25 protein-coding genes are annotated in these 23,941 nt (G+C 32.6%); 17 read left to right on the plus strand and 8 right to left on the minus strand.

Features of this window, described 5'->3' with window-relative positions; translation table 11 throughout:
* Positions 1-136: 136 nt before the first annotated feature.
* Together CDV25_RS06895 and CDV25_RS06900 are read left to right on the plus strand one after the other, a co-directional pair.
* Positions 137-2,230: a TonB-dependent receptor domain-containing protein gene (locus tag CDV25_RS06895; protein WP_108911326.1), complete on the plus strand. Its 2,094-nt coding sequence runs from the start codon at positions 137-139 to the stop codon at positions 2,228-2,230.
* An 8-nt stretch (positions 2,231-2,238) separates the two neighbouring features.
* Positions 2,239-2,790, plus strand: coding sequence for a hypothetical protein (locus tag CDV25_RS06900; RefSeq protein WP_108911327.1), 552 nt, complete (start codon positions 2,239-2,241; stop codon positions 2,788-2,790).
* 8 nt (positions 2,791-2,798) lie between these two features.
* On the opposite strand, the gene CDV25_RS06905 is transcribed toward CDV25_RS06900, so the two are convergent.
* Positions 2,799-3,890: a deoxyguanosinetriphosphate triphosphohydrolase family protein gene (locus CDV25_RS06905; protein WP_108911328.1), complete on the minus strand. Its 1,092-nt coding sequence runs from the start codon at positions 3,888-3,890 to the stop codon at positions 2,799-2,801.
* 70 nt (positions 3,891-3,960) lie between these two features.
* Here CDV25_RS06905 and CDV25_RS06910 point away from each other — a divergent pair, with 70 nt between their 5' ends.
* The 14 genes from CDV25_RS06910 (at position 3,961) to rpsI (ending at position 15,202) form a co-directional block, all read left to right on the plus strand.
* Positions 3,961-4,659: an MBL fold metallo-hydrolase gene (locus CDV25_RS06910; RefSeq protein ID WP_108911329.1), complete on the plus strand. Its 699-nt coding sequence runs from the start codon at positions 3,961-3,963 to the stop codon at positions 4,657-4,659.
* A 133-nt stretch (positions 4,660-4,792) separates the two neighbouring features.
* Positions 4,793-5,872 carry a hypothetical protein gene (locus CDV25_RS06915; RefSeq protein WP_108911330.1) on the plus strand — a complete coding sequence of 360 codons (1,080 nt, stop codon included), beginning with the start codon at positions 4,793-4,795 and terminating at the stop codon, positions 5,870-5,872.
* Complete coding sequence (locus tag CDV25_RS06920) at positions 5,866-6,423, plus strand: hypothetical protein (protein WP_108911331.1); 558 nt, start codon at positions 5,866-5,868, stop codon at positions 6,421-6,423. The genes CDV25_RS06915 and CDV25_RS06920 overlap by 7 nt, the downstream gene beginning before the upstream one ends.
* Positions 6,420-6,677 carry a hypothetical protein gene (locus CDV25_RS06925; protein ID WP_239056339.1) on the plus strand — a complete coding sequence of 86 codons (258 nt, stop codon included), beginning with the start codon at positions 6,420-6,422 and terminating at the stop codon, positions 6,675-6,677. The genes CDV25_RS06920 and CDV25_RS06925 overlap by 4 nt, the downstream gene beginning before the upstream one ends.
* A 1-nt stretch (position 6,678) precedes the next feature.
* Positions 6,679-8,142 carry a pilus (MSHA type) biogenesis protein MshL gene (gene mshL, locus CDV25_RS06930; protein ID WP_034553642.1) on the plus strand — a complete coding sequence of 488 codons (1,464 nt, stop codon included), beginning with the start codon at positions 6,679-6,681 and terminating at the stop codon, positions 8,140-8,142.
* A 2-nt stretch (positions 8,143-8,144) separates the two neighbouring features.
* The gene (locus CDV25_RS06935) at positions 8,145-8,750 is read left to right on the plus strand and encodes a tetratricopeptide repeat protein (protein ID WP_034553643.1); all 606 of its coding nucleotides are present in this window, start codon (positions 8,145-8,147) and stop codon (positions 8,748-8,750) included.
* Positions 8,750-10,165, plus strand: coding sequence for a GspE/PulE family protein (locus CDV25_RS06940; protein WP_239056340.1), 1,416 nt, complete (start codon positions 8,750-8,752; stop codon positions 10,163-10,165). Before CDV25_RS06935 ends, CDV25_RS06940 begins: the two co-directional genes overlap by 1 nt.
* Positions 10,165-11,364 carry a type II secretion system F family protein gene (locus CDV25_RS06945; protein ID WP_239056341.1) on the plus strand — a complete coding sequence of 400 codons (1,200 nt, stop codon included), beginning with the start codon at positions 10,165-10,167 and terminating at the stop codon, positions 11,362-11,364. Before CDV25_RS06940 ends, CDV25_RS06945 begins: the two co-directional genes overlap by 1 nt.
* Positions 11,364-11,585, plus strand: coding sequence for a hypothetical protein (locus tag CDV25_RS06950; protein WP_108911333.1), 222 nt, complete (start codon positions 11,364-11,366; stop codon positions 11,583-11,585). The genes CDV25_RS06945 and CDV25_RS06950 overlap by 1 nt, the downstream gene beginning before the upstream one ends.
* Complete coding sequence (locus tag CDV25_RS06955; protein WP_108911334.1) at positions 11,582-12,346, plus strand: PulJ/GspJ family protein; 765 nt, start codon at positions 11,582-11,584, stop codon at positions 12,344-12,346. The genes CDV25_RS06950 and CDV25_RS06955 overlap by 4 nt, the downstream gene beginning before the upstream one ends.
* Positions 12,347-12,360: 14 nt before the next feature.
* Complete coding sequence (locus CDV25_RS06960) at positions 12,361-12,720, plus strand: hypothetical protein (RefSeq protein WP_138155076.1); 360 nt, start codon at positions 12,361-12,363, stop codon at positions 12,718-12,720.
* A 313-nt stretch (positions 12,721-13,033) separates the two neighbouring features.
* The gene (locus tag CDV25_RS06965) at positions 13,034-14,293 is read left to right on the plus strand and encodes an SLC5/6 family protein (RefSeq protein ID WP_108911335.1); all 1,260 of its coding nucleotides are present in this window, start codon (positions 13,034-13,036) and stop codon (positions 14,291-14,293) included.
* Positions 14,294-14,383: 90 nt separating this feature from the next.
* Entirely contained in the window at positions 14,384-14,803 is a 420-nt protein-coding gene (rplM, locus tag CDV25_RS06970; RefSeq protein WP_034553650.1) for a 50S ribosomal protein L13, read from the plus strand.
* A 9-nt stretch (positions 14,804-14,812) separates the two neighbouring features.
* The gene (gene rpsI, locus CDV25_RS06975; protein WP_108911336.1) at positions 14,813-15,202 is read left to right on the plus strand and encodes a 30S ribosomal protein S9; all 390 of its coding nucleotides are present in this window, start codon (positions 14,813-14,815) and stop codon (positions 15,200-15,202) included.
* 1,000 nt (positions 15,203-16,202) lie between these two features.
* Here the strand turns inward: rpsI and CDV25_RS06980 are convergent.
* Genes CDV25_RS06980 through CDV25_RS07005 form a run of 6 tightly spaced genes read right to left on the minus strand, consistent with a single transcriptional unit; the run spans position 16,203 to position 22,269 of the window.
* The gene (locus tag CDV25_RS06980; RefSeq protein ID WP_108911337.1) at positions 16,203-18,170 is read right to left on the minus strand and encodes a ribonuclease J; all 1,968 of its coding nucleotides are present in this window, start codon (positions 18,168-18,170) and stop codon (positions 16,203-16,205) included.
* A 10-nt stretch (positions 18,171-18,180) separates the two neighbouring features.
* Entirely contained in the window at positions 18,181-18,966 is a 786-nt protein-coding gene (rsmA, locus tag CDV25_RS06985; RefSeq protein WP_108911338.1) for a 16S rRNA (adenine(1518)-N(6)/adenine(1519)-N(6))-dimethyltransferase RsmA, read from the minus strand.
* A 51-nt stretch (positions 18,967-19,017) separates the two neighbouring features.
* Complete coding sequence (locus CDV25_RS06990) at positions 19,018-19,698, minus strand: pilus assembly FimT family protein (RefSeq protein WP_108911339.1); 681 nt, start codon at positions 19,696-19,698, stop codon at positions 19,018-19,020.
* Entirely contained in the window at positions 19,682-20,623 is a 942-nt protein-coding gene (locus CDV25_RS06995) for a hypothetical protein (RefSeq protein ID WP_108911340.1), read from the minus strand. Before CDV25_RS06995 ends, CDV25_RS06990 begins: the two co-directional genes overlap by 17 nt.
* Positions 20,624-20,632: 9 nt before the next feature.
* Positions 20,633-21,841, minus strand: coding sequence for a threonine ammonia-lyase (gene ilvA / locus CDV25_RS07000; protein WP_108911341.1), 1,209 nt, complete (start codon positions 21,839-21,841; stop codon positions 20,633-20,635).
* Positions 21,838-22,269, minus strand: coding sequence for a CoA-binding protein (locus tag CDV25_RS07005; RefSeq protein WP_108911342.1), 432 nt, complete (start codon positions 22,267-22,269; stop codon positions 21,838-21,840). The genes ilvA and CDV25_RS07005 overlap by 4 nt, the downstream gene beginning before the upstream one ends.
* A gap of 159 nt (positions 22,270-22,428) precedes the next feature.
* On the opposite strand from CDV25_RS07005, the gene CDV25_RS07010 reads away from it, so the two are divergent.
* The gene (locus CDV25_RS07010; protein WP_108911343.1) at positions 22,429-23,211 is read left to right on the plus strand and encodes a HesA/MoeB/ThiF family protein; all 783 of its coding nucleotides are present in this window, start codon (positions 22,429-22,431) and stop codon (positions 23,209-23,211) included.
* A 2-nt stretch (positions 23,212-23,213) separates the two neighbouring features.
* Here CDV25_RS07010 and CDV25_RS07015 read toward each other — a convergent pair whose 3' ends face one another.
* Positions 23,214-23,708, minus strand: coding sequence for a c-type cytochrome (locus tag CDV25_RS07015; protein ID WP_108911344.1), 495 nt, complete (start codon positions 23,706-23,708; stop codon positions 23,214-23,216).
* Positions 23,709-23,941 lie beyond the last annotated feature (233 nt).

The raw sequence follows: 23,941 nt of genomic DNA on the forward strand, positions 1-23,941 counted from the left end.
TTGTTAATAATACTTCTATAAATTTATTTAGATTATTTATTTAAATAATAGTTATTCTTAGTATTAATAAAAGTTAAAGAATTGTTTTGTTACATTTCCACATAGAATCATCGTTAGATTTTTAAAGGGGTAATTAATGAAAAAATTTTTAAATTTTAGTATAGCGTTATTAGTCGGGGGGGGGGCCATTTGTAGCTTAAATGCCGCAGAAACTTACAGGTTAGATTCTTCAGTTGTAAGTGCTAGTGGTTTTTCTCAAGATTTAAAAGACGCTCCAGCAAGTATTTCTGTGGTTACAAAAGAAGAGCTGCAATCCCGACCCATTAGGGATATAGCAGATGCCATTAGAGATGTCCCAGGAGTAGATGTTACAATGACAAAACTTGGGACTTATACTTTTAATATTCGAGGCTATGGCTCAACTTATGTTTTAGTGCTTATTGATGGCAAAAGAACTAATACTGTAAGAGGATTTCAAAATAATGGTTTCGGGGAGGCAGATAATGCCTACCTCCCTCCTATTTCTATGATTGAGAGGATTGAAGTGATTAAGGGTCCAGCTTCCACACTCTATGGTGGTGATGCGGTAGGTGGTGTGATTAATATCATTACTAAAAAGAATCCTAGCCAATTCACAGGTTCAATCTCATTAGAAACTCAAGCCCAACAACATTATAATGTTTATGGTCATATGCGCGGAGTCAGTGGATATATGGCGTTTCCTTTATCTGAAAGTTTATCCTTATCCTTAAGAGGTTCTCTAAAAAGTAGGGAAAAAACTGAATTAAAATGGCCTACATTGACTAATCCTAACAATCCAAATTCTATCTATGCTAGTCATTCTCCCGGAGCTTTTAATATAGGCAATATCGGAGGAAGGTTAAATTGGAGCTTAAACCCACAAAATAACCTTTATCTTGATGTGGAGCATTATACACAAAAGACAGATACTAATAACACTTCTGGAGCACTTATTTCTTCGCATAGAAAATTTTATAGAAATGGAATAGTCCTTAATCACGATGGCTCTTATGGATTTGGCACAACCAATACTTATTTGCAAGCAAATTTAACCAAAGAAAAAGGAAGCTCTTCTAAAAATTATCAAACCAATGTTACAACCCAAGGTGCAAGAGTAGAAAGTCAAGTGTATGTTGCAGAAAGCAGGGCGGTTGTTCCTCTTGAGTTAGCAAGTTTTGGTGGAACGACTTTAAGTATGGGAGTGCAGTATTTGTATGAAAACTTTAAAACCTTTGCCGATAATGCAGGAGTGCTTAAAGGCAAGAATCAAGACCAAAATACTATATCTCCTTATATGGAAGCAGAATATTTTGTAACGGATAATCTCATTTTAACAGGGGGATTGCGCTATACACAGAGCAATTTATTTAGTGGGGAATATATTCCTAGGGGTTATTTGGTTTATAATATTACAGATTGGGTAACTCTTAAAGCAGGTATTGCTAAGGGATATAAAACACCTGAAGCGAAACATTTGAGCAACTCTGAATTTAGTGCAGGAGCTTATGGGAATCCTAACTTAAAGCCAGAATCTAGTCTTAACTATGAAGTAGGAATGATTTTTGATATTTTCAATTATGGAAATGCAAATATTACAGCATTCCAAACAAACTTTAAAGATGAACTATCTTCTGATACCTATACCGATGGAACTACTTTACCTAATGGGATTGTTTGTAGTAATAATGGATCAGATTGTAGTTACCGCATTAATAGGGGCAAGAATCAAGTAAGGGGCTTAGAGGTTGGGTTAAATAGTGCTACTTATAGAGGGTTTAGTGCTACGGCAAATTACACTTATACGATGAAAAAATACCAAGATGGTGTAAAAAATGCCTTAGGAGGGGATAGGGTAGAGAATATCCCTAAACATATTGCAATGCTTAAATTAAACTATAAACAAGGAAAATTTAATAGTTTTTTAAAAACTACGGCACGTTTAGATACTATTGCTATTTCTAAAGGTGGTGGTCGGAGAGCAATACCTGGAATGGATAAATATAAGGATTTTTGGGTTGTAGATTTAGGAATGAGTTACAAAATGACAAAAAATTCTAGCATTAGTGTGGTGGTTAATAACCTCTTAGATAAAAACTTTTTTCTCCCTTATGAATATAAATCTGGAAGGAATGGAATTGCTTATGCCAATTCTTACCAAGATTATACAGAACGTAGGAATTTTTGGATTAATTATAAAATGGATTTTTAGGGTTTTTTATGCGATTAATTAAAAATAAAACTTGGATGCAAATCCATCTATATGTTAGTTTGTTTTTTATACCTATGGCACTTATTTATGCCATTACGGGATCTTTATATATTTTTGATATTCGTCAAAATGCTGGAGCAGAAATTTCAGAAATCAAAGTATTTCAAGATATACCAAAAGGAGAAGAGAGAGCTGTTATGTTAGCGACATTAGAGGCTAATGGTTTAAAAATACCCAAAAAAACAGAAGTGCGTTTAGCAAGGAATTCTATAATTATGGGAACTTTAAAGCATCAAGTAATACTTAGTAAAGACAAAGATGGTGGGTATATTTTGCGAAGTATCAATAGAAATTTGTATGGAGTGTTGTTATTATTACATAAGTCTGCTGGGAAATATTATTTTGATATTTTAGCGGTTGGATTTTCTATAGCCTTGGTTATTTTGTATCTCTCTGGTCTTTTTATGACCGCATTTTGCAAAAAAGATAGAAAAGGTTCTTTGATTGCCGTTATTTTAGGATTTGTTATCACTGCTTTAGCGGTTTATTATAGTATTTAATAGAATTGCTAAAAACCCAATTCTTTATAAAGGGCTATGGCATATCTATCCGTCATTGAGGCGATATAATCTGCACATATTCTATGGGTTTTTGCTCCTTGCTCTATTTTAAGTTGTAAATCTTTAGGCAATAGGGCGGTATCATTACTTAAGCATTCATAGAGCTTTTTAATGCAAAGTTTTCCCATAAACATTTTTTTATAAATCTCTTCGTGGCGGTAAAGATGTTTAAAAAGAATTTTTTTAAGAATCTTTATCTCTTTTTGTATGCTTTTTGTATGGGTTATAGGTAAAGGGCTGTGGGACGGATAAACAAAGCATTGTGGAGTTGTTTGTTTAAAAGATGGATTATGCTCTAACAAATCATACACAAGCAAGGTAATAAGTCTTGAAGTGAAGCGGTGGCGAAAAATAGATTCTTTAAAAGAAATTTTTTCCTCCTTTTGCACATATTCTATGCAGCTTTTTACAAGAGTGCTTTCTGCTAGGGTGTCAAAATCAATAAGGTGGTATTTAATTCCATCATCAATATCGTGGCTAATATAAGCGATTTCATCGGATAAATCTACAATAATAGCTTCTAGGCTTGGGTGGAAGTTTAGCTTAAAAGTTTCTTTATAATAATCACTTAAAAAGGGTTTTTCATAAGGATAAGAATGCTTGAGTATGCCCTCTAAGGTTGCAAAACAAAGGTTTAGTCCATTAAAGTTTTGGTAACGTTTTTCTAGGTTTGTAACCACCCTAAAAGATTGAAAGTTATGCTCAAATCCACAACTATATCCATCAGCTTTTAAGACTTTATCAAGTTCATCTCCTCCTGCGTGTCCAAAGGGTGTATGCCCTAAGTCGTGGGCTAAAGCAATGGCTTCTGCTAAATTTTGGTTAAGCCCTAAATGGCAAGAGAGGGTTCTAGCAATTTGGCTAACCTCTAGGGAGTGGGTTAAGCGGGTGCGAAAATAATCCCCACTAGAGTTTAAAAAGACCTGTGTTTTGTATTCTAATCTCCTAAAATAAGAGCTATGAATAATCCTATCCCTATCTCTACTAAAGGCATCTCTAAAATCCTCCGTAGAAGGGTAAAAACGATAATGGGGTTGCATTGCAATCCTTGTTTTTGTTTTTATTTTATCGCCTTTATGCTAAGATTTACGAAAAACTTAAGGAACTTTTATGAATGTTTTTGAAAATAATGCTTTTAAAGTCTTAATGCAACCTTTTGGGGAGTATCAGACAAATTGTTATGTAGTCTTTGATAAAAATACTCAAGAATCTTTGATTATTGATGCGGGGATTAATGCTATAAATTGGGTGTTGCAAAATGTTAAAAAGCCATTAGCGATTTTAAATACGCACGGACATTTTGATCATACTTGGAGTAATGCTGCTTTAAAAGAATATTTTGCACAAATTCCTCTTCTTTGCCCCTTTGAAGATGCTTTTATGCTTAAAAGTGATTGTTTTAGCACGGGATTGCCCTCATCAACGCCGGATATTTTAGTGGGTGCAAAAGAGGGAGAAAAAATAGAAGAAAAGATGGCAAATATCCAAAATCTTAATCGTAAAAACTGCTATAGCTTTAATAATTTTTCTATAGAGTTTATTTGCTATCCCGGACATACTCCGGGTTGTAGTGTGATTATCCTATCCCATAAAGAGGCAGAGGAGAAAATAATGTTTAGCGGGGATTTTATTTTTTATCGTTCTATTGGTCGTAGTGATTTTCCTTATTCTTCTTCAGAGGTGATGAAAAAGAGTTTAGAATCTTTTTTGAACTTTGAAGAAAATATGCCTGTTTTTCCCGGACACGGAGGCAGCACAGATGTGTTTTCAGAAAAGGAGAATATCCCTTATTGGTTGGCTAGGATTTAATAGCGTATAACAAGATAAAAAGTAACATTTTTGAGATTTTTTATCATTAAAATAAAGTAAATATTTTTTTATCCCTGCTAATTGCGATAGAATTAGGGCATATTAAATTTTTAAATGAGATTTAGGGAGCTTTGTGGTTGCTTATTTGCCCTTAAAAGAAATTACTTTTTATTCACTAGAGATGAATGAACAAAGACTGAATAAAGAGTGTTTGCGTGATAGTTTGGAAGAGCAGATTTGTTTAATTTTTGGTTTAAAGCGAGATCGTGAGTATTTTTTAAGCTTTAATAATGCCTTAAGTCCTAATTTATTCCATTGTATTGTGGCTTGTGTAGATAATTTTACTCAATATATTACTAAAGAAACTACATTTTTAACTAATCCTATTTTTTTAACCCAAGCTTTTTTACCCAATGATAAAGACTTTAATGTTTTTATTCTTGCAGATTGTATTAATCCCTTAGAGTTTGGCATTATTGTTTATTATCAAGAATCTATTGTTTTTTTAGATATTTTAGAGCATAAAAAAATTATGGAATCGCTTGATAAGATAGAGCAAGAAATAACCAAGGATTTTTATCTTTGGTGTGGAAGTGATAATCTAAGACAGGGTTTAAAAGGGTATATTAATAGAGAGATTGGATTGGTTGATGTTTATACACAGGAGCTAAATTTATTAAATCACCCTAAAGTGTTAAACTTTATTACGACTAAAGAGAGCACTCCCTTTTGGAGACAAAATATAGGAAAACTAGTTTTAGTGAGTGCTGTGGGAATGTTTTTGGGAATGGGTTATCCTTTGGCTTTAGAGTTTTTGACGCTCTTAGAGAAAAGACACAATGAAGATTTAAAAAAACAAATCCAATTACAACAATTAGAATACCAAAGATATAGTGGGAATGAAAAGGATTTTAAAGCATTGAGCGAGAAATATTTTGAGCTTCAAGAAAAAATAGCGTTTAATGAAACCTATTTGCAGAAGTTTATGCCTAAACAATCTCTTATGGTATTTTTTACAAAAGCTCGTGAATCTTTAGAGAAAAATAATATTAAAATTGCTTATTTTCATTATTCTCAAGATACTTATGAGATGCTGCTTATGGGAGAATATACTTTAGAGTTTATTGAGTTTTTAGAGCAAAAGGGGTTAGGAGTTTTAGAAGCCTTAGAGCCTATTTCGTCTTTTTATTTTGTGAGGCTTAAGAGTTGGTAGGGTTTTTAGAGCTATTAGAGATATGGATTAAGCAAAGAACTCTTAGGGAGAGGATTTTACTTTTTTGCTTTTGTTTTTTTGCCTTTGCTATGCTTCCTTTGTGGGGGTTGTTACAAAGGGCGGAATCTTCTTGGTATTATCAAAAAACACAATCTAAAGAGCTTCAAAGTTATTTATCCCAATTACAAAAGGAGTTTTTAAAAGTTGTTGAAGAAAATAATATTCACCAATTAGAACAAACTATTGCGGATTTAGAGGTAACTTTATCCGCACAAGAGAAACAAAAGTTTCTCATCCAAACAAATTCTAGTGTTATTACACAATTTAAGTTATTTGCTCAAGAATTTGCTTTAGAGAGGTTTATTTTAGCACAAGAGAAACAAATATTTTTAGAGGGGAGTGGAACTTTTAAAAATGTTTTTGGGTTTCTTTTTAAAATGGAAAGTTTTTTTAAAGCTTTAAAAATCATAGATTTTTCTATTTATCCTAATGCTAATAATTTAGATTTTATTATGCAAATAGAGCTTTTAGATGTTAAGGAAGAGTTTTGAGGAGATATGCTTTTTTGCTTATTGCGTTGCAAGTTTTGAGTGAAGAGTTTTTTTCTTATGATCCCTTTTTTTATGAGGATAGGGATTTTATTAAATTGTTAGGAATTATGGATGAAAAAATAAATCTTAATGGAAAATGGTATCAAGTAAAAGATGCTTTTGAGGGATTATCCATTAAAAAGATTGAAGGAGATTGCGTTATTTTGGGCGAAAAGAAAATTTGTTTGATGAAAAAGAGGTTTTTGGAGGAGTAGTATGCGATTTTTGTGGATTATATGTTTTTGTAGCATTGTCTATGGAAATTGTGAAAATCGTTTATTTAATCTCTCCTTAGAAGATGCAAGTGTTAAAATTATCGAAGTTTTAAATGAATTTGCTAAAGAATGTTATTTTAGTGTTATTTATAAGGATTTACAAACGCAAAAAAGCCTTGATAAGCTTTTGCCATTAATAAATTTTAAGCAAAAAAACTTAGATTTTGTTTTTGATTTATTATTTGGTGTGGCAAATTTACATTATACATATGAAAATAATCTTTTAACCTTGCAAATAGAAAAAATAAAAACCTTTAAAATTAACTATGTTGGCACTAATAGACAAGGTTCTAGTAGCACTTCAGTGTTTATTAATAATGATGAAAATTATGCAAATGCCTATAAGGATTCTATGGCACAGGGTTTGAGTAAGTCTGGTATTGATATTAGCAGTGAAGATGGTTTTAATTTTTGGGATATGATTGAAGAGGAGATTTTATCGCTTTTAAATAAAACACAAAAAGATTCTAGTGTGATTGTTAATAGAGGGGCTGGATTAATTAGTGTTAGGGCAGATAAAGAGAGTTTGCAAAAAGTTGAATCTTATATTCAGAGTTTGCACCAAAGGCTACAAAAGCAAGTTTTAATTGATGTGAATATTCTAAGTATCTCCCATAATCATAATAATACAACAGGGATTAATTGGAATGAATTATATAATTTGCAAAACTTCGTAATACCTTCATTTACTCAAAATCCTAATTTTGGAGGAAGCGGAGAGGTTGGGAATGTTAGCGGATTGAATGTAGTTGGCGGGAGTGGTAAGGATTTGGTTTCTTATGGGATAAATATTTTTTCACAAGGGTTAAGCTTAGAGCGGATTATTGAATTTTTAAAGACTTATGGCAAAGTTCAATCTATCTCTAACCCAAAGATTCTAACGCTTAACAATCAGCCTGCTATGATTAGTGTAGGGGATATTTTACGTTATAAAAAAAGCTCTATTTACCAAAATATTAACGCACAAACAACCCTTACTAATGTAGGTAATGAATACCCAACCATTTTTGCTGGGGTTTTACTTGATGTTACGCCTTTGGTTTTTGGTGATGAGATTATGCTTAAAATTAACCCCTCTATTACTAAAACAAGGGAGAATAAGTTAGAGTTGCCAAGTAATGCTTTTGAAACCCCACCTAATTTAACGACTAATCAACTCTCTTCTATTGTAAGGGTTAAAAATAACCAAAAGATTATTTTAGGGGGACTCATTTCGCAAAATATTTCTAAAAAAGAAAATAAGATTCCCCTCTTAGGAGATATTCCTCTTCTCAAAACCTTCTTTTCTTATTCTCAAGATATTCAAAATACCGAAGAGATTGTTTTTATTATAGAGCCAAAAATCATTAATGAAGATTGGGTGTTTAGTTTAGAATCTTTAGGTTATAAACTTATAGAGGAATAGCAATGTTAAAACTAGCATTTATTTGTGTAGTATGTGGTTGTGTTATGCTCTTAGGAGTATTTTTTGATAAAAAGCCTTTTAAGCCTTGTTTGTATGTAGCAGCACAGACTTTAAATATAAGAGAGTCTCCTAATATGCACGCAAATATTGATGGGAAACTTTATAGTAATGATGTTATTTGTGAGTATTTTTCTATTCAAAATGGTTTTTTAGAAACAAAATTAGGTTGGGTATCGTTGAAGTATTTACAATTAAGCCCAATAATAGAGCATAAAGACTTAATCCAAGAAGAATCTAAAATGGCTTTTAAAACAGAGACTAAGAATCTTAAGAAATTTTCTTTTAGTAGCATACAAAAACCCACTATGCTCTATGAGGCTCAAGAATCTTTAGCAAATGCAGATTATAAGCGGGCAAAAACCCTAGCCTTGCAAATCAACCAAGCAGATCCTAAAAATATAAAAAGTTGGGAGATTTTTATAAAAAGTGTGTATTTAGAGGGCAATAAAGAGGAGGCTATTTCTATTTTAGAGCGGTTTTTAGTGCATTATTATGATGAAAACCTTGCTATGCTTTTAGAGAAAATGCAAAAAGGGAATAAAATTTAGTGAAAACTTTTTGTTTAGGGGATATTGAAGCAGAAGCGGCTTTGCTGTTAAATACAGAGCAAATAGAGTATTTTCAAGCAATAATTGTTAAAAATGATGATGAGAAATTATTTGTTGGATTAAAAAACGCTGATGAATTTAAATATCACGATTTCTTTAAAAAGCATTTTAATGCAAAAACTTTAGAGTTTGGGAGAATTAGTAGGGAGGATTTTAATAAAGCCTTATTGTGGTTAAAGTTAGAGGAGCGATTAAAAAGGCTTTTGTCCCAAATTTTTGATGAGATTCAAAAGGTTTCAGAGGGCAAAAATTCTAGTATTTTAGAGTTAGTTACATTAATTTTACAAGAGGGAGTATCTAAGAGGGCTAGTGATATACATTTTCAAAAAGATTTTGAGAATTGTCGCATTTGTTTTCGCATTGATGGTGTTTTAATAGAGCGATTTAGTTTTCAAGGATGGGTTTTTGCTCCCCTTAGCTCTTCTTTAAAATTATTAGCTAATCTTAATATCACAGAGACTACGATACCTCAAGATGGGAGATTCTCTTTAGAATTATTAAAAGAAAATTCTAAAAGAGTGTTAGACTTTAGGGTTTCTGTTTTGCCCTTAATTGAGGGAGAGTCCATAGTTTTGAGAATCTTAGATAAGCAAAAGACGTTTTTCCCCTTAGAGGATTTAGGTTTTTTACCTCTACAAATGGAGAAAATTAAGCGACTTTTTTCACTTCCTTATGGATTAGTTTTTATAACAGGTCCTACTGGGAGTGGTAAAAGCACGACAATGTATGGGATTTTAAATATTATTAAAGATAAGAATCTAAAAATAATCACCCTAGAAGATCCTGTGGAATATCGGCTTCATAGGATTGCTCAAGTGGTAGTTGGGCAAAAAATGTCTTTTGTTAATATTTTAAAAAATGTTTTGCGGCAAGATCCTGATGTGATAATTCTAGGGGAGGTGCGGGATAGAGAAACTTTACAAATAGCCATTCAAGCAGCTTTTACAGGGCATTTAGTTTTTGCGACTTTGCATACTAATGATTCTTTAGATACGATAGTGCGTTTGTTGGATATGGGGTTAGAGCCTTATTTTATTGCTCAATCACTAAGTGGAATTATTGCTCAAAGACTTATAAGAAAGCTTTGTGTGTGCAAGGTTTTAGAGGATAATTCTTTTGTTTCACGAGGTTGTGTAATTTGTAATAACACCGGATATAATGGGAGAGAAGTTATTGCGGAGGTTTTAGAGATGGATAAGGTTTTAGAGGATTTTATTTATCAGAGGATAGATAAGCAGAGGGCTTTGGAGTTGTTAAGGCAGAGGGATTTAGATTTTAGTCTTTATCAGCAAGGATTAAAAAAGGTAGAGCTTGGAATTACCGATTTAAAAGAAGTTTATCGGGTTGTTAAATAATGTGTTTTTTGGTACGTTTTAAAAAAGAGGGGAGAATCTATACACAAAGATTTTATGCTATGGATGAAAAATCCCTTTATGCAAGATTGCAAAAAGAGAAGGTTTTTGTTTTAGAGATTTTGCCTAAAGGGAGCTTTTTAGAGGACATAATGATTCTTAATCCTCCTAAACTTAGGGAGCTTATTAGTGTATTTTATCAATTAAAATTGGGCTTAAGTGCAAAGATACCCTTATTATCTGTGTTAGAGGATACTATTTTGCAAATCCATAATCCTCTTTTAAGGCTAAAATTTAAAAAAGTCCTTTTTGGGCTACAAAAGGGTAAAACATTACCGCTTTGTTTTTTAGAAGCAGGCTTTGAAGATTTTATTTGTTCGATGATTGAAATAGGGCATAAAAGTGGAAAACTTATTGAGGCTTTAGAGTTTATTATTTTAGGGCTAAAAAATCGTCAAAAAAACCAAAAGCTTTTTAAAAAAATCTTATTCTATCCCTTGTTTGTTAGTATGGTTATGGTGTTGGTGTTCTTGGGGATTACGATTTTTGTCCTCCCACAATTTGAATCTTTGTTTTTAGATTTTCAAGCACATTTGCCTTTAGTGAGTAGAAGTTTATTATTTATGCACTCTTTAATTATGCAATGGGGAATGGGGATTGTTTTTGGGATTTGCTTAATAAGTCTTATTGGGATTTGGTTTTATAAGCATTCTATTTTGCTTCAAGAGAAGTTTTCTAAACTCGCTTTATCTTTCCCTCTTTTAGGAAGGGTTATTTATCATTATACAATGAGTCAATTTTTGCTAAGTTTTTATTGGCTTTATCGGAGTAAAATTCCTTTAGAGCAGGTTTTAAAAATCTCTTCAAAAGGTATTGAAAATACTTATTTGAGGCTTAGGGTAGAAGATATTTATGGATATATCTTAAAGGGGGTTTGTATAGCAGAGAGTTTTGAGAAAAGCGGCATTTGGGATAGATTGACTTTAGGATTAATCCATAGTGCTAAAGATGAGGAGGGGTTTTTAGAAGCCTTAGAAGTTATATTAGAACTTCATAAAGAGGAATTACAAACCAGAAGCGAATCTTTAATGGCTGCTTTAGAACCTGTGATGATTGTATTTTTAGGACTGCTTGTATTATGGCTTGCTTTGGGGATATTTTTGCCCCTTTGGGAGTTACCCTTACAGATGAAAGCATTTTAATGAAATTTGCACCAAATTCTTTTAGGGCATTTTCTCTTATAGAGTTATTGATGGCTTTAAGTATGGTTAGTTTTAGCTTTATCTTTTTTGCTAAGGTTTTATTGCAAGAAGAATCTTCTAAAGCTCAATCTTTAAAAATACCTATTTGTGATACCCTTAAAAAGCAGTGTGTTTATCATTTATCTGCCAATAAATCCCTCCCTCTTATTAATGTCCAATGAAAAAATTTAAAGCCTTTAGCCTTGTTGAGGTATTAATTACTGCTTTAATTGTTGGAATAATAGCAGGAATAAGTGGAAAGAGTATTTTAGCTATTTATGCAGATTATCAAAGTAGCGAGCAAAAGTATTTGTTAGAAATTTCTTTACTTAATACTATGGCACAGATACAAAAGATTCTTCAAAAAGCTGTTTTTGAAAGTATTTTCTTGCAGGATAATACTCTAGAGTTTTTAGAAAAAAGCAATCAATGGGTGAATCTTGGGGATTATTCTTTGCCTTGTTTTAGCTCTCTTATTGCTAGGGCTACAATGAGTAATACTTTAGAGCTTGCAGTTTTACCGCTTAATCAACAATTTCAGGAGCGTCTTAATGCCTTATGCACTCTTTATTCACAGCCCTTTGAATTATTGTTTTTATGCCCTAATAATAGTCCTAGAGATTACTATACTCCTAAATTTAGAGCAAAAATATTGTCCCAAAATGCCTATGAAATCATTACACAAATACCAGAATTTTTAATAAATAATGCTTCCCAAACATTCTTTTCAAAGGTTTATCTCCTAGATTCTAAGAGGGCTCATAAAAAAATTGTTTTAAAGGATAATCAACTCTTTTTATTCTCTGATAAATCCTACCTTTTAGATGATTTTATAGAGAGTATGGAGCTAGAGAGGGTAGAATTTGGATTTAAACTCACACTTTGTAAAGAGCCTAAAGATTTACTTTGTAAAAGCCATATTATTTTAGAGGAGAGTTTTTGAGGAGGGGTTATATTTTGTTTTCTTTTGTTTTGCTTATTGTGGTGGGTGGAATGATATTTTTCTTAAGTCTTAAAAAGACTGCTTTAATCCAAAGTATTTTGCAAGAAAGCCAAAGTCAAGTTTGGCTAGTGTTGCACATGCAGAGTTTTAGGAATGTTTTAAAAGAAAAACTTCAAAATCAGCAAATTGCTTTCTCTAAGTCCAATTTTGCAGAATTTTCTATGCGTTTTGATAGGGTTTATCATTATAAAGCTATTCTAACAAGGGTTGAAAATACTTTGGGGAGTGAGATTTATTGGGTGGATATTTTGGGAACACAAGAGGGAGCATCACAAAAATATTCTATGAGTTTTCAAAGTTTTCTTTATTGGTAATGTCGTAATTTAGCAACATTTTTCAACATTAAATCAAAGAATAAATTATGCACTTTTGCCCTCTCTTTGCATTTATCTTAATTTGTGGTGCTTTAAACTAATCAACATATGCCTTAAGAATGAATCTAGGTGATGATAGAAAATATAGAAAAGCATATTTTAATTTATTTTTATGAATAAGCTTGATTTATGGGGGTAAGCAAGTATGAGTTCGGACTAAAATGCAAAGTTTAAGTTTTTAGAATCCTATCCATACATTGACAATTAAAAATTCTTTAGTTAATGTTTGAAACTTTAAAAGAAAGGAATTCTTATGCAATGGAATAAATTTGATACGCGTTGGATGCTCTCACTCTTTGGCACAGCAGTAGGAGCTGGGATTTTGTTTTTACCCATTAGAGCTGGAACAGGTGGGTTTTGGCCTGTAGTGGTTATGACTTTATTAATTTTTCCTATGGTGTGGTTATCCCATAGAGCCTTAAGCCGCTTTGTTAATGAATCTAAAAGCACAGAGCATGATATTACTCACGCTGCTGAAGAATATTGGGGAAGGGGAGTAGGCTTTTTTATTACCATTTTGTATTTTTTTGCGATTTATCCTATTTGTTTAGCCTATGGCGTTGGTATTACTAATACCTTTGCAAGTTTTTTCGTGCATCAGATGCAATTAACTAGTTTTTATGATACAGAAACTTTAAACCTTTATCCAAGCGTTAGAATGGTTTTAGCCTTTGTATTGGTAAGTTTAATGATGAGCGTTATGGTTTTAAAAGAAGAATGGGTAACTAAAGTTTGCAATATCCTTGTATATCCTCTTTGTTTTGTGTTGTTCGCCTTTTCGTTATATTTAATCCCTTATTGGAAGCTAGAGATTATTCAAACTTCTCCAAGTATTAAGGAGTTTGTTGAGGTTGTATGGCTTACTTTACCTGTGCTTGTTTTTGCTTTTAACCACTCTCCTGCTATTTCTACCTTTACGCTAAGTGTTCGTCGTAAGTATGGTAAAGATTCTGAAAATAAGGCTAATCAGATTCTTTTTAGAACCTCTATAATGTTGTTGGTTTTTGTAATGTTTTTTGTTTTTTCCTGCATTTTATGTTTAGAGCCTAATGATTTTCAAGCAGCAAGAGAGGCGAATATTCCTATTCTTTCTTATTTTGCTAATAAGTTTGAAACACCCATTATCGCTTATGGTGCCCCACTTGTTGCTTTTTTGGCAATTGTTTCTTCATTTTTTGGGCATTATTTTGGTGCTTATGAGGGATTAAATGGAATTGTGCGGAAAGGGCTTAAAATATTTGGGTTTAAAGATATTTCTATAGGGAGTATCAAGATTTTTAGCACACTTTTTATGTATATCACTATCATCATTGTAAGTTTTATTAATCCAAGCATTTTAGGTTTTATTGAGGATTTAGGGGGTCCTATTATCGCAGCAATTTTATTGATTATGCCAATTATTGCGATTTGGAGTGTTAGTAAACTTAAGAAATATAAGAATCCTCTTTTAGATATTTTTATTTTTATCACGGGGTTTTTGACTATTGCTAGTATAGTATATAAGCTTTTTTAAAGTATTTAAAATAAACTTAAATTAAGTTATAAATAAGACAAGTTTGTTATAATCCTCGCTTTAAAACTAAATCCAAACAAAGGGTAAATAATGAATATTACCAAAATGGCAAAAGCCAACGAAATCAAACGCGATTGGATCGTTCTTGATGCAGAGGGTAAAATATTTGGTCGGCTTGTTGCAGAGGTTGCGACACTTTTAAGAGGTAAGCATAAGCCTTGTTATACCCCAAATATAGATTGTGGAGATTTTGTTGTTATTATTAATGCACCTAAGGCTAAATTTAGTGGAGTAAAACTTGAAGATAAAGAATATTTCACACATTCAGGCTATTTTGGAAGTACAAAATCTAAAACGCTTAAGGAAATGCTAGAAAAACATCCAGAAAAGCTTTATAAATTAGCGGTTAGAGGAATGCTTCCTAAAACAAAATTAGGTAGAACAATGATTAAGAAATTAAAAGTATATTGTGATGGCAATCATCCCCATAGTGCACAAGTATCAAAGTAAGGACAAATAATGGCAAAAATTTATGCAACAGGAAAGAGAAAAACAGCAATTGCTAAAGTATGGCTAACTTCAGGGAGTGGAAAATTAAGTATTAATCAGACGAGTCTTAATAATTGGTTGGGAGGACACGAAGCTATTAAAATGAAAGTTATGCAACCCCTGCTTTTAACTAAACAAGAAAAAAGTGTTGATATTATTGCTGTAGCAATGGGGAGTGGATATTCTGCACAAGCAGAAGCCTTAAGGCACGGAATTGCTAAGGCACTTGTAGCTTATGATGTGAATTTTAGAGCCATTCTTAAGCCAAAGGGTCTATTAACAAGGGATTCAAGGGTTGTTGAGCGTAAAAAATATGGAAAAAGAAAGGCAAGAAGAAGCCCACAATTTTCAAAACGATAATCAAGATTCAAGCTTTGCTTGGATTTTACCAATATCCTTTTTCTTACACAAAATCCTATATCTGCCTATTTCATTAATGACACAAAAGAATTATGCTAATAAAAATTTTACAATAATTTAAGAGTCCTAGTATGAGTGAAAATGTATGGAGTTTTGTAGGTGCTCTTTTAGAGAAAATTTAATAAATATCAATTTTTTTGTGGGATGGGGTAATGCAATTAATTTAATGCGACATTCTTTGTATTATGAGGAATCTCTAGTGGGTTGGGTTCTAAAATGCTATAAAAGGATATTTTATTTCAAAATGTAAAATTTATAGAGTGAGTAGTTTGGAATTTAGATAAAATGGTAATTTGTTTTGTACATTAGATTGAAATAGAAAATTAAGGAAATTTTTTAAAAATCCCATCTAAAAAGTAACTTTAATTGTATTAAAGAGGGTTTAAACTACCCATAAAAATTGTCACAATTCAGGGACGATTCTTTAAGGATTGAGTCGAGAGTTTTTGGTTTTAGAGATAGATTTCTTAGGATAATGAGGCATTTAGGAAGTATTCTAGCTAATTGCAAAATTATTAATTAGGGGACAATGGCTTTAAGAATAAAATCTTGCGGTAGTGTGGATATAGAATCTCCTATCTAATAATAGGTAAATCCTTAAAAGAGATAAGCCTAAATGTTTTAATAAAAAAGGGCGGGGATAATATCATCGTTTAAGGTTTAGGATGGAGTTTTAGATTGATGAATAGATTTTTCTTAATTGGGAGAGGAAATAATCGCTATCAACTTTTAGGGCAGTAGCAAATTTCTGCAAAGTATTATTTGTGGGGTTTGTTTTTCTTGTTTCAAGTTTTTTATGTTTTGCATAGATTTCACTATACTTTGTCAGCTCATCTTGTGTGATACCAAGATTATTTCTAACTATTTTTATTTTTCTCTCAAATTAGATTTCTCTATGTAAAGTGTTTTGATAGAAAAACCTTAGAATCCACTTTGGATTCTAATAGAAAATAACATTAACAAGGATTGAGGGATAACGTTTTAGTTTCTTAAAGAGTATTTTTCTTAAAGAATTACGGATTTCATTTTCCATAGCTTTTTGGTTGCTATAAAGTTCTTTTTTACAATTTTTTACAAAAAGCTCAAAGAAATCTTCAATTTCTTTATTAAAATTCATCGTGTCTTTATTAGAGATAATCCCCATAGAGTAGATACGAGGTCTTTGGATAAGAGAGTTTTTTGCCTTATCAATTTGTGCAGTTACTACGAGAATACCATTTTCTGCAAGATTTTGTCGATCTAGGACAACATCATTAGTAACTATCGCACTAATTTGGTTATCAATATAGGTTTTTCCTGTTTTTACACTACGCACTTTGCGTAAGTAATTATGTGCAACTTCTATTTGGTCGCCATCTTCCATAAGATAAATATTTTTTTCATTAACACCACAAGAAATAGCGGTTTCTTTATGCTTTAGGATATGGTTGTATTCCCCATGGACGGGCAAGAAAAACTTAGGTTTTACAAGTCTAAGCATAAGCTTTTGTTCTTCTTGTGCAGCGTGTCCGCTAGTATGGATTTCTCCAAAATCTTGATAATAAACTTTTGCTCCTGCTTTGTTAAGGAAATTTAAGACATTAGAAATTGAACCTTCATTGCCCGGAATAGCCTTGGCTGAAAGGATAATAATATCTGTGGGTTTGATTTTAATATGCCGATGTTCATCTGTTGCCATACGATAGAGCGCACTCATTGTTTCTCCTTGGCTACCTGTGGTAACGATTAATACCTCTTCATCGGGGTATTTGGCTACTTCGTGGGCTTCTATAAAAACATTTTGTGGGATTTCAATATAGCCTAATGTTCTAGCAATTTCTAGGTTTTTCTCCATAGAGCGACCTATAACAGAAACCTTTCTTCCATATTTGATTCCGTGTTGAATGGCTTGATAGACACGATGAATATTAGAGCTAAAAGTGCTCATAATAACGCGTCCTTTGGCACGCGAAAAAAGTAAATCAAAAGCTGGTCCTACGCTTGCTTCACTAGGTGTATAGCCTGCTTTGTGGGAATTAGTAGAATCGCTAAGTAGCAATAATACCCCTTGTTCTCCATAATAAGCGATTCGATTTAAATCTGTGGGATAGCCATCAATAGGCGTGTGATCAATCTTGAAATCTCCGGTGTGAAAGATTAGTCCAGCCTCTGTTTTAATAGCTAATGCACTAGAATCTACAATAGAATGGGTAATATGAATCCATTCAATTTCAAATTCTCCTATTTTGATGGGCTTACGTTTCTCAATAGGTCTAAAGAGGGAGCGGAATCGCTTTAAGCCATGTTCATCAAACTTAGATCCAATAAGTCCTAAGGGTAAAGAAGTCCCATAGATGGGAAATTGGTATTTTTTAAACAAATAAGGCATTGCACCAATATGGTCTTCATGGGCGTGAGTAATGATGATGCCAACAATTTTGTCTTTAATGGCTTCTAAATAACTAAAATCTGGCACTAAAATATCTACACCGTGCATGTTATTATCAGGAAAGCTCATTCCTGCATCAATGATTATAGCCGAATTTTGTGTCTCAAGCACTGTCATATTTGCACCAATCTCACCTAATCCTCCTAGTGGAGTGATTCTTATTTTTCCATTAGGATTAAACTGCACTTGTGAGTGTATAGATAAAGAGCTTTGGTGAATCTTTGCATTAATTTCAACATTTTTTTTCAAATCCACATTGGATTGTTGCGTATCTTTGTTGTTGTAATTTTTATTGTAGGGTTTGGATTTATCATTATTGGGGTTTTGCCCATCTCCTTTTTTATTGTATCGCCCTTTTTGGTTTGGAATACCATCGTTTTTCTTTTCTTTTGGGCGGGGTTTGAAGTATTTTTTGTTTTGCTCTTTGTAGTCTTTTGAAGCATTATTTCCTTTTTGTGTTTCTAGTTTATTTTCTTCCATAGTTCTGCCTTTATAGGAATTTCAAAAGTTGGTGATAAAAGAAAGTATCAATCTCGTGAGGTCTTTTATTAATGCCAATACCAAGCTTTTGCAAGCATTCTAGAATCTTTGCCTTTTCATAGCTTTTTGCAAGATTATTAAAAAGCGTTTTTCGTGGCATATTAAAGGCTATTTTTAATAATTTTTCTAATTTTTCCAAAAAGTCTTTTTCTTCATATTTTGTTTTTGTGAGTAAAAACACTGAAGAAGTAACTTTAGGGGGCGGATTAAAAGATTGTGGAGAAACATCAAAAAGTAATTTTGCTTCCCCTATACTTCTAGCCAAAACGGATAATGCACTAAAATCACTTTCGCCTGTATCTGCACAAAACTTTAATGCAACCTCCTTTTGTGCCATTACTAAAAACCCTCGGCACATAGAATCTTTTATCGCTTTTATTATAAGTGGTGTTGCGATGTAATAGGGGAGATTAGAGATGAGAAAATAAGGTTTTTCTCTTAAATTCTCTTTCTCCCATATTTGTAATATATCACCCACTTCTAATTGTAAAGCCCTCACGCTTAATGCTTGTTTGAAACGTTCCTTTAAATAAGGAACCAACTCCTTATCGACCTCATAAGTAGTGATACTTCCTAAGCTTAAAAGCTTATTTGTTAGATCACCTAAGCCAGCCCCAATTTCGATAACTTCAAGGGTGTTTTGTAGTTTGGGAATGGATTGGATTATCTGTGTTAGAACACTCTCATCTTTCAAGAAATTCTGCCCAAAATGCTTTTTTGCAAGAATCTTATTCATTTTGTAAAAAACCTTGAAATTAATGCGACATTGTAGCATTTTTTTATTAAATTAACATTTTTTGATAAATCCACTTTGTAAAATACAGATTTTTGCACTTCTTTTAAAATCATCAAATAGCTCTATAATAACCATATCAGTTGGAAAACTCACAGGTTTATTAGCAATTTTGCAACGCAAAAACCCTAAATCATCAAAAAGTATTCTTCCACCCTCATATTCCCCGCACCCACCTTTTGTTCTAATGTTGCTTATTTTATAACGTTTTTGTAAGGATAAATCCCCCTCTCTTAAACCATTAGCAAATTTGGTATTATTGTAAGTATAAACGCTTAAATACTTATTGTCAAAGGGATTTCTAGCTATTTCAAAAGAGTCCATAGGTCTATTATCAAAATTTTTTGTTTTAGCCTTTCTAGCACTATCGCTAAAGATGGAATAAGCCCAACCAATATTTTTAAGATTGGTAAATTGTAATCTCCAAAAGCTATCTTCAAAATGTTTTCTTTCTTCTTGACAAGAATCGCTTTGACAAAAGGGGGCTTGATGGATAGTCTTTGTCGTGTGAAGTGCAAGGTATTTTGTAAAATGTAAATGGTTAATAATCTGTTCTTGTGCTTCTTTTAGGTGGGATTTTGGGTAGGCAATAAGGGCTATGGAGCTAAAAATACTAATAAGGGATAAAACTAATAAAATCTCAAAAAGGCTAAAGCCATTAAAGCGGTGTTTCATAGCTTTGAGAGGCAAAAAGAATGGTATCGCGCAAAAGCATTAAAGGCTTGCTAAAAAATAGCCCAAAAGTGAAAGCTAATAAGACAATAAAAGTTATAATAAAGGGGGCTTTATAACGCATTCTAAATTGAGGTAACCGCACTCTAAGCCCACAGAAATAAAGTTTTGTCATTAGGGGTAAGCTAACTATTAATAAAGGGGCAAAAGAGGGTATATCGACTTTTTGTCTTAAAGAGAGTAACAAAATAAAGCACAAAGTGGTTATGGAGATATACCAAATAAGCGGTTTATTTTGCGTATTTATAAAGCGATAAAGCACATAGAGAAAATAAAGAAAAACTAAAGGAGAGAAAAGAAAGAGCAAGTATGCACTAGTGTCTATAAAATATCCTCTAGGGTATCCCCCTATATTTAAACCAAAAAGATACATATTTAAAGCAAAAAATGCAAGGGAGGAGAGGATTAAAAAAGTATCTTTTTTAGAGATGCCATAAAAGATAAGTGCTAAAAAAACTAGTGAAAAGCTTTTATCAAGTATTGCCATTATAGCGAGTAACCAGTAGGGAATCTTTTGACTTTTTTGTTGCAGTAAGCACAAAAGTAAGGGAAAAAAGATGATGACTTGTCCTTTTAAAAACATTATTATATCAAGATTAACACCGGGCAATAATAAAAATAAGAGTGTGCAAAAAAGTGCATCACTAGGACGCTTTAAGAAATTTTTGGAAAAGACAAAAAGCAAAAGTGCATTACAAAAATGAAGGAATAAAAAAATGCTCCTAAAAGTAAATTCATTGAAGCCCATATATCTAAAAGTTTCTATTTTGTAAGTTTCAATACTAAGAATATTGCTAAGAGAAAATATCAATAAAGCATCTAAAAAGAGTAAAATCCCTAAGTAAAGATAAACCTTCTTTTCTTCCAAATTTGACCTTCAAGATTCTGTAAATTTATAGCCATTAAGTAATAAAGCTTTGCGGATTTGTTCTTGGTGTTCGGCTCCTTTTGTTTCTAATCTTACAGAAATATTGGCATCTCCATAGACTAAAGAAGCAGAGACTCTATCAAAATCTACTTTTACAATATTAGCTTGGAGATTAGAAAGTAGATTACTTAGACGTTCTAAACTCCCGGGTTTATCAATAAGTGTAACGCTAAAGCTCATTTTGCGATGAGAACGGACTAGTCCTTTTTCTATGATAACCCCAAGCATATTTACATCGATATTCCCACCACTTAAGACAAGCCCAACAGATTCTTTTTCTTTGATGGTAAATTTATGGTGCAAGAGTGCGGCAACTACACTTGCACCAGCACCTTCTACAACAAGTTTTTGTTTCTCTAAAAGGTATAAAATCGCATTAGCAATTTCCTCGTCATCAACCATTACAATCTCATCAACGCTCTCTAAAATATAATGAAAGTTCTTTTCATTGACATCACGCACTGCTATGCCATCAGCGATAGTTCGGACATCTTTTGTGCTTTGAATACTTTTTTGATAAAAGGAGTGATACATTCCCGGTGCTCCTTTAGCAACAACTCCTATAATTCTTGTGTTAGGAAGCATTTGTTTATACACGGAGGCTATCCCAGAAATTAATCCACCACCACCAACAGGGACAACAATAGTTGTTAAGTTGTTTTGGTCTTCTATCATTTCTAAAGCAATCGTTCCTTGTCCGGCTATAACTTCATCATCGCTAAAGGGATGAATGAAATGAAGCTCATTTTCTTTAGCATAATTGATTGCATAAGCATAAGCTTCATCGTAATTATTGCCATATAAGATAGCCTCTGCCCCTAATTCTTTAACCCCCATAACTTTTAGTAAGGGTGTAGCCTCTGGCATTACAATCACCGCTTTTATGCCATAGTGTTTTGCGCTATATGCTACGCCTTGGGCGTGATTACCAGCACTTGCCGCAATCACTCCTTTTAACCTTTGGGATTGGCTTAAAGTGGAGATTTTATTAAAGGCACCCCTTAGTTTGAAAGAGCCGGTGTTTTGAAGATTTTCTTGTTTAACATAAACTTGGGATTGGCTAATTTGACTAAGTTTTGGAGCAAAAGCAAGTTTTGTATGTTGGGAGATACCCTCTAAACGCTTTTTAGCATCAATAAACTTAGCTAAAGCAATCATAAACATAGCCTTTCATATTCAAGCTTAATACAAGTATTTTCAAGATAAAATAGATTATTTTGCTCTAAAATATCTTTAGCCTCTTTACTTTGTAATCCTAATTGAATCCATACGCATTTAGGTTTGTTAGGAAGCCCTATAATTTCTTTAGCGATTCCTGATAATGCCTCACTTTTTCGGAAAATATTGAGTATTTCTATTGCTCCATTTTTTTTGATAGATTCTTCACTAAAGGCTTCTTGCAAAGAATGATGGGCTTGTTTGCCTAAAATTTCTCCCCCTTTTGGATAAATAGGGATGATGTTAAACCCTTTTTGGAGGAGATATTTAGCAACTTGATGGCTTGTTTTTGTAGAATCAGGAGAGAGTCCTAAAATGGCTATGTTTTTTGATGTCTCTAGAAGTGTTTTTTTGAGATTGTCTTGCATATAGTTGTCCTAATTTGTGATTTTAAGCTTTTTATAGAATTTTAAAAATATTGTAACAAAAAATTCTAATAATATTATCTTTAATAGTGATAAAATTAAAGAAATAATGGCTAAACTAGGCTATAATTGAAAATATTTTGGTTGTTTAAGGAAATGAAAATGGCGTTAAGCACAGAAGAGCTAGAAAGGTATAATCGGAATATTTTATTAGAGGGTATGGGGGAAGAAGGTCAGCAGAGATTAAAGAGGGCTAAAGTTTTGGTAGTAGGTGCAGGTGGGCTTGGATCTCCTGTGTTGTATTATCTAGCAGCAGCGGGTGTAGGTGAAATTGGGATATGTGATGGGGATGTTTTAGATTTAAGTAACCTTCAAAGACAGATTTTACATAATACGCAAGATTTACAAAAAAATAAAGCACAATCTGCTAAGGAAAAGCTAGAGATTTTAAACCCAACCCTTAAAATTAATACTCATAAAGAGCGATTAAATGTGAATAATATTTTAGGGATTTTGAAAGATTATGATTTAGTGATTGAAGCCACAGATGCTTTTGTTTCAAAGTTTTTAGTCAATGATGCCTGTGTTTTGGCGAATAAAGTTTTAGTAAGAGGGAGTGCTTTACACTTTTGCGGACAGGCTATGAGCATTAAACCCAAAGAGAGTGCTTGTTATGCTTGTCTTTTTGATAAGCCCCCTAAAGGAGCTGTTTTAACAAGTGCTGAAGTAGGGATTTTAGGTTCAGTAGCAGGCCTTTTTGGTTGCATTGAAGCTAATGAAGCTATTAAAATACTTACAGGGGTTGGCAAACCGCTTTTTAATCAATTGCTAAGCTGCGATATTAGAGATATGGAGTTTAGAAAAATTAATGTAAAACGCAATCCTTGTTGTAGAGTATGTGGAGAGAATGGCTTAAATGCTCTTGATTCTAAGTTCTATACTTAGAATTATCGGAGTGTTTCTATATAATATCCAATATCCTCCATATCTTTTTTGGTGTAACGTTGGGCGATTTGGTTTTTAATAAAACGTGATTGTCCTTGAAAGGTTTGGTTTTGGTAGTTTTTAAGTTCATCGGCAATATCTGTGGCTTTCCAAGTGTTAATAGGGGGCTTATTAGCAACAGAAACTTCTGCATTTTTTCCATGACAGGTCGCACAATCTCTTCGAAAAAGCTTTTCCCCGTTTTCTAAATTCGCTTGTTTATTGGTAGAATTAACTTTACCTGTGCCAATTAAGCTTTCTAAAAAATTTTTTTCTTGTAGGGTTAAATCCTCATCTTCACGAATAACTTGAATATCTTTTGCACCTAGATTTTTAGAATATTTTTTTAAGATAGCTTTAATTTCTTCTCCAAACTCACCTTTGAGTTCAAAGCAAACACAATCTTCAGCATTTAAAAAACTAAGGCATACAATAACCCATAAAAAGAATTTTTTCATATATGTGCTCCAAAAGATTTTAAAATAATTTTGCAATTCTGCCAAAAAAATATTTAATTTTTTATTTCTATATCTTACAATAATTAAAAGCTACTTTAGGTAGGATATTTTATAATTCTAGTTGCCTGAGTGAAACGTAATTTTATTTTGGGTCCAACACATTGAGTAGTGCTGGTCATATAGACTTCTTTGTGTGATGGTGTTTTCGTTATTAGTCTCTTAAGTTGAGATGA

Origin of the sequence: Helicobacter apodemus (assembly GCF_003097575.1) — a bacterium.
Classification (GTDB): domain Bacteria; phylum Campylobacterota; class Campylobacteria; order Campylobacterales; family Helicobacteraceae; genus Helicobacter_D; species Helicobacter_D apodemus.

What these genes read in the sequence shown, in the direction of transcription:
- rsmA (WP_108911338.1), bottom strand. Translation starts at nt 18,966, where the DNA reads ATGAATAAGATTCTTGCAAAAAAGCATTTTGGGCAGAATTTCTTGAAA.
- rplM (WP_034553650.1), top strand. Translation starts at nt 14,384, where the DNA reads ATGAATATTACCAAAATGGCAAAAGCCAACGAAATCAAACGCGATTGG.
- CDV25_RS06895 (WP_108911326.1), top strand. Translation starts at nt 137, where the DNA reads ATGAAAAAATTTTTAAATTTTAGTATAGCGTTATTAGTCGGGGGGGGG.
- CDV25_RS07015 (WP_108911344.1), bottom strand. Translation starts at nt 23,708, where the DNA reads ATGAAAAAATTCTTTTTATGGGTTATTGTATGCCTTAGTTTTTTAAAT.
- CDV25_RS06935 (WP_034553643.1), top strand. Translation starts at nt 8,145, where the DNA reads ATGTTAAAACTAGCATTTATTTGTGTAGTATGTGGTTGTGTTATGCTC.
- ilvA (WP_108911341.1), bottom strand. Translation starts at nt 21,841, where the DNA reads ATGATTGCTTTAGCTAAGTTTATTGATGCTAAAAAGCGTTTAGAGGGT.
- CDV25_RS06950 (WP_108911333.1), top strand. Translation starts at nt 11,364, where the DNA reads ATGAAATTTGCACCAAATTCTTTTAGGGCATTTTCTCTTATAGAGTTA.
- CDV25_RS06990 (WP_108911339.1), bottom strand. Translation starts at nt 19,698, where the DNA reads ATGAAACACCGCTTTAATGGCTTTAGCCTTTTTGAGATTTTATTAGTT.
- mshL (WP_034553642.1), top strand. Translation starts at nt 6,679, where the DNA reads ATGCGATTTTTGTGGATTATATGTTTTTGTAGCATTGTCTATGGAAAT.
- rpsI (WP_108911336.1), top strand. Translation starts at nt 14,813, where the DNA reads ATGGCAAAAATTTATGCAACAGGAAAGAGAAAAACAGCAATTGCTAAA.
- CDV25_RS06905 (WP_108911328.1), bottom strand. Translation starts at nt 3,890, where the DNA reads ATGCAACCCCATTATCGTTTTTACCCTTCTACGGAGGATTTTAGAGAT.
- CDV25_RS06955 (WP_108911334.1), top strand. Translation starts at nt 11,582, where the DNA reads ATGAAAAAATTTAAAGCCTTTAGCCTTGTTGAGGTATTAATTACTGCT.
- CDV25_RS06965 (WP_108911335.1), top strand. Translation starts at nt 13,034, where the DNA reads ATGCAATGGAATAAATTTGATACGCGTTGGATGCTCTCACTCTTTGGC.
- CDV25_RS07010 (WP_108911343.1), top strand. Translation starts at nt 22,429, where the DNA reads ATGGCGTTAAGCACAGAAGAGCTAGAAAGGTATAATCGGAATATTTTA.
- CDV25_RS06980 (WP_108911337.1), bottom strand. Translation starts at nt 18,170, where the DNA reads ATGGAAGAAAATAAACTAGAAACACAAAAAGGAAATAATGCTTCAAAA.
- CDV25_RS06945 (WP_239056341.1), top strand. Translation starts at nt 10,165, where the DNA reads ATGTGTTTTTTGGTACGTTTTAAAAAAGAGGGGAGAATCTATACACAA.
- CDV25_RS06910 (WP_108911329.1), top strand. Translation starts at nt 3,961, where the DNA reads ATGAATGTTTTTGAAAATAATGCTTTTAAAGTCTTAATGCAACCTTTT.
- CDV25_RS07005 (WP_108911342.1), bottom strand. Translation starts at nt 22,269, where the DNA reads ATGCAAGACAATCTCAAAAAAACACTTCTAGAGACATCAAAAAACATA.
- CDV25_RS06900 (WP_108911327.1), top strand. Translation starts at nt 2,239, where the DNA reads ATGCGATTAATTAAAAATAAAACTTGGATGCAAATCCATCTATATGTT.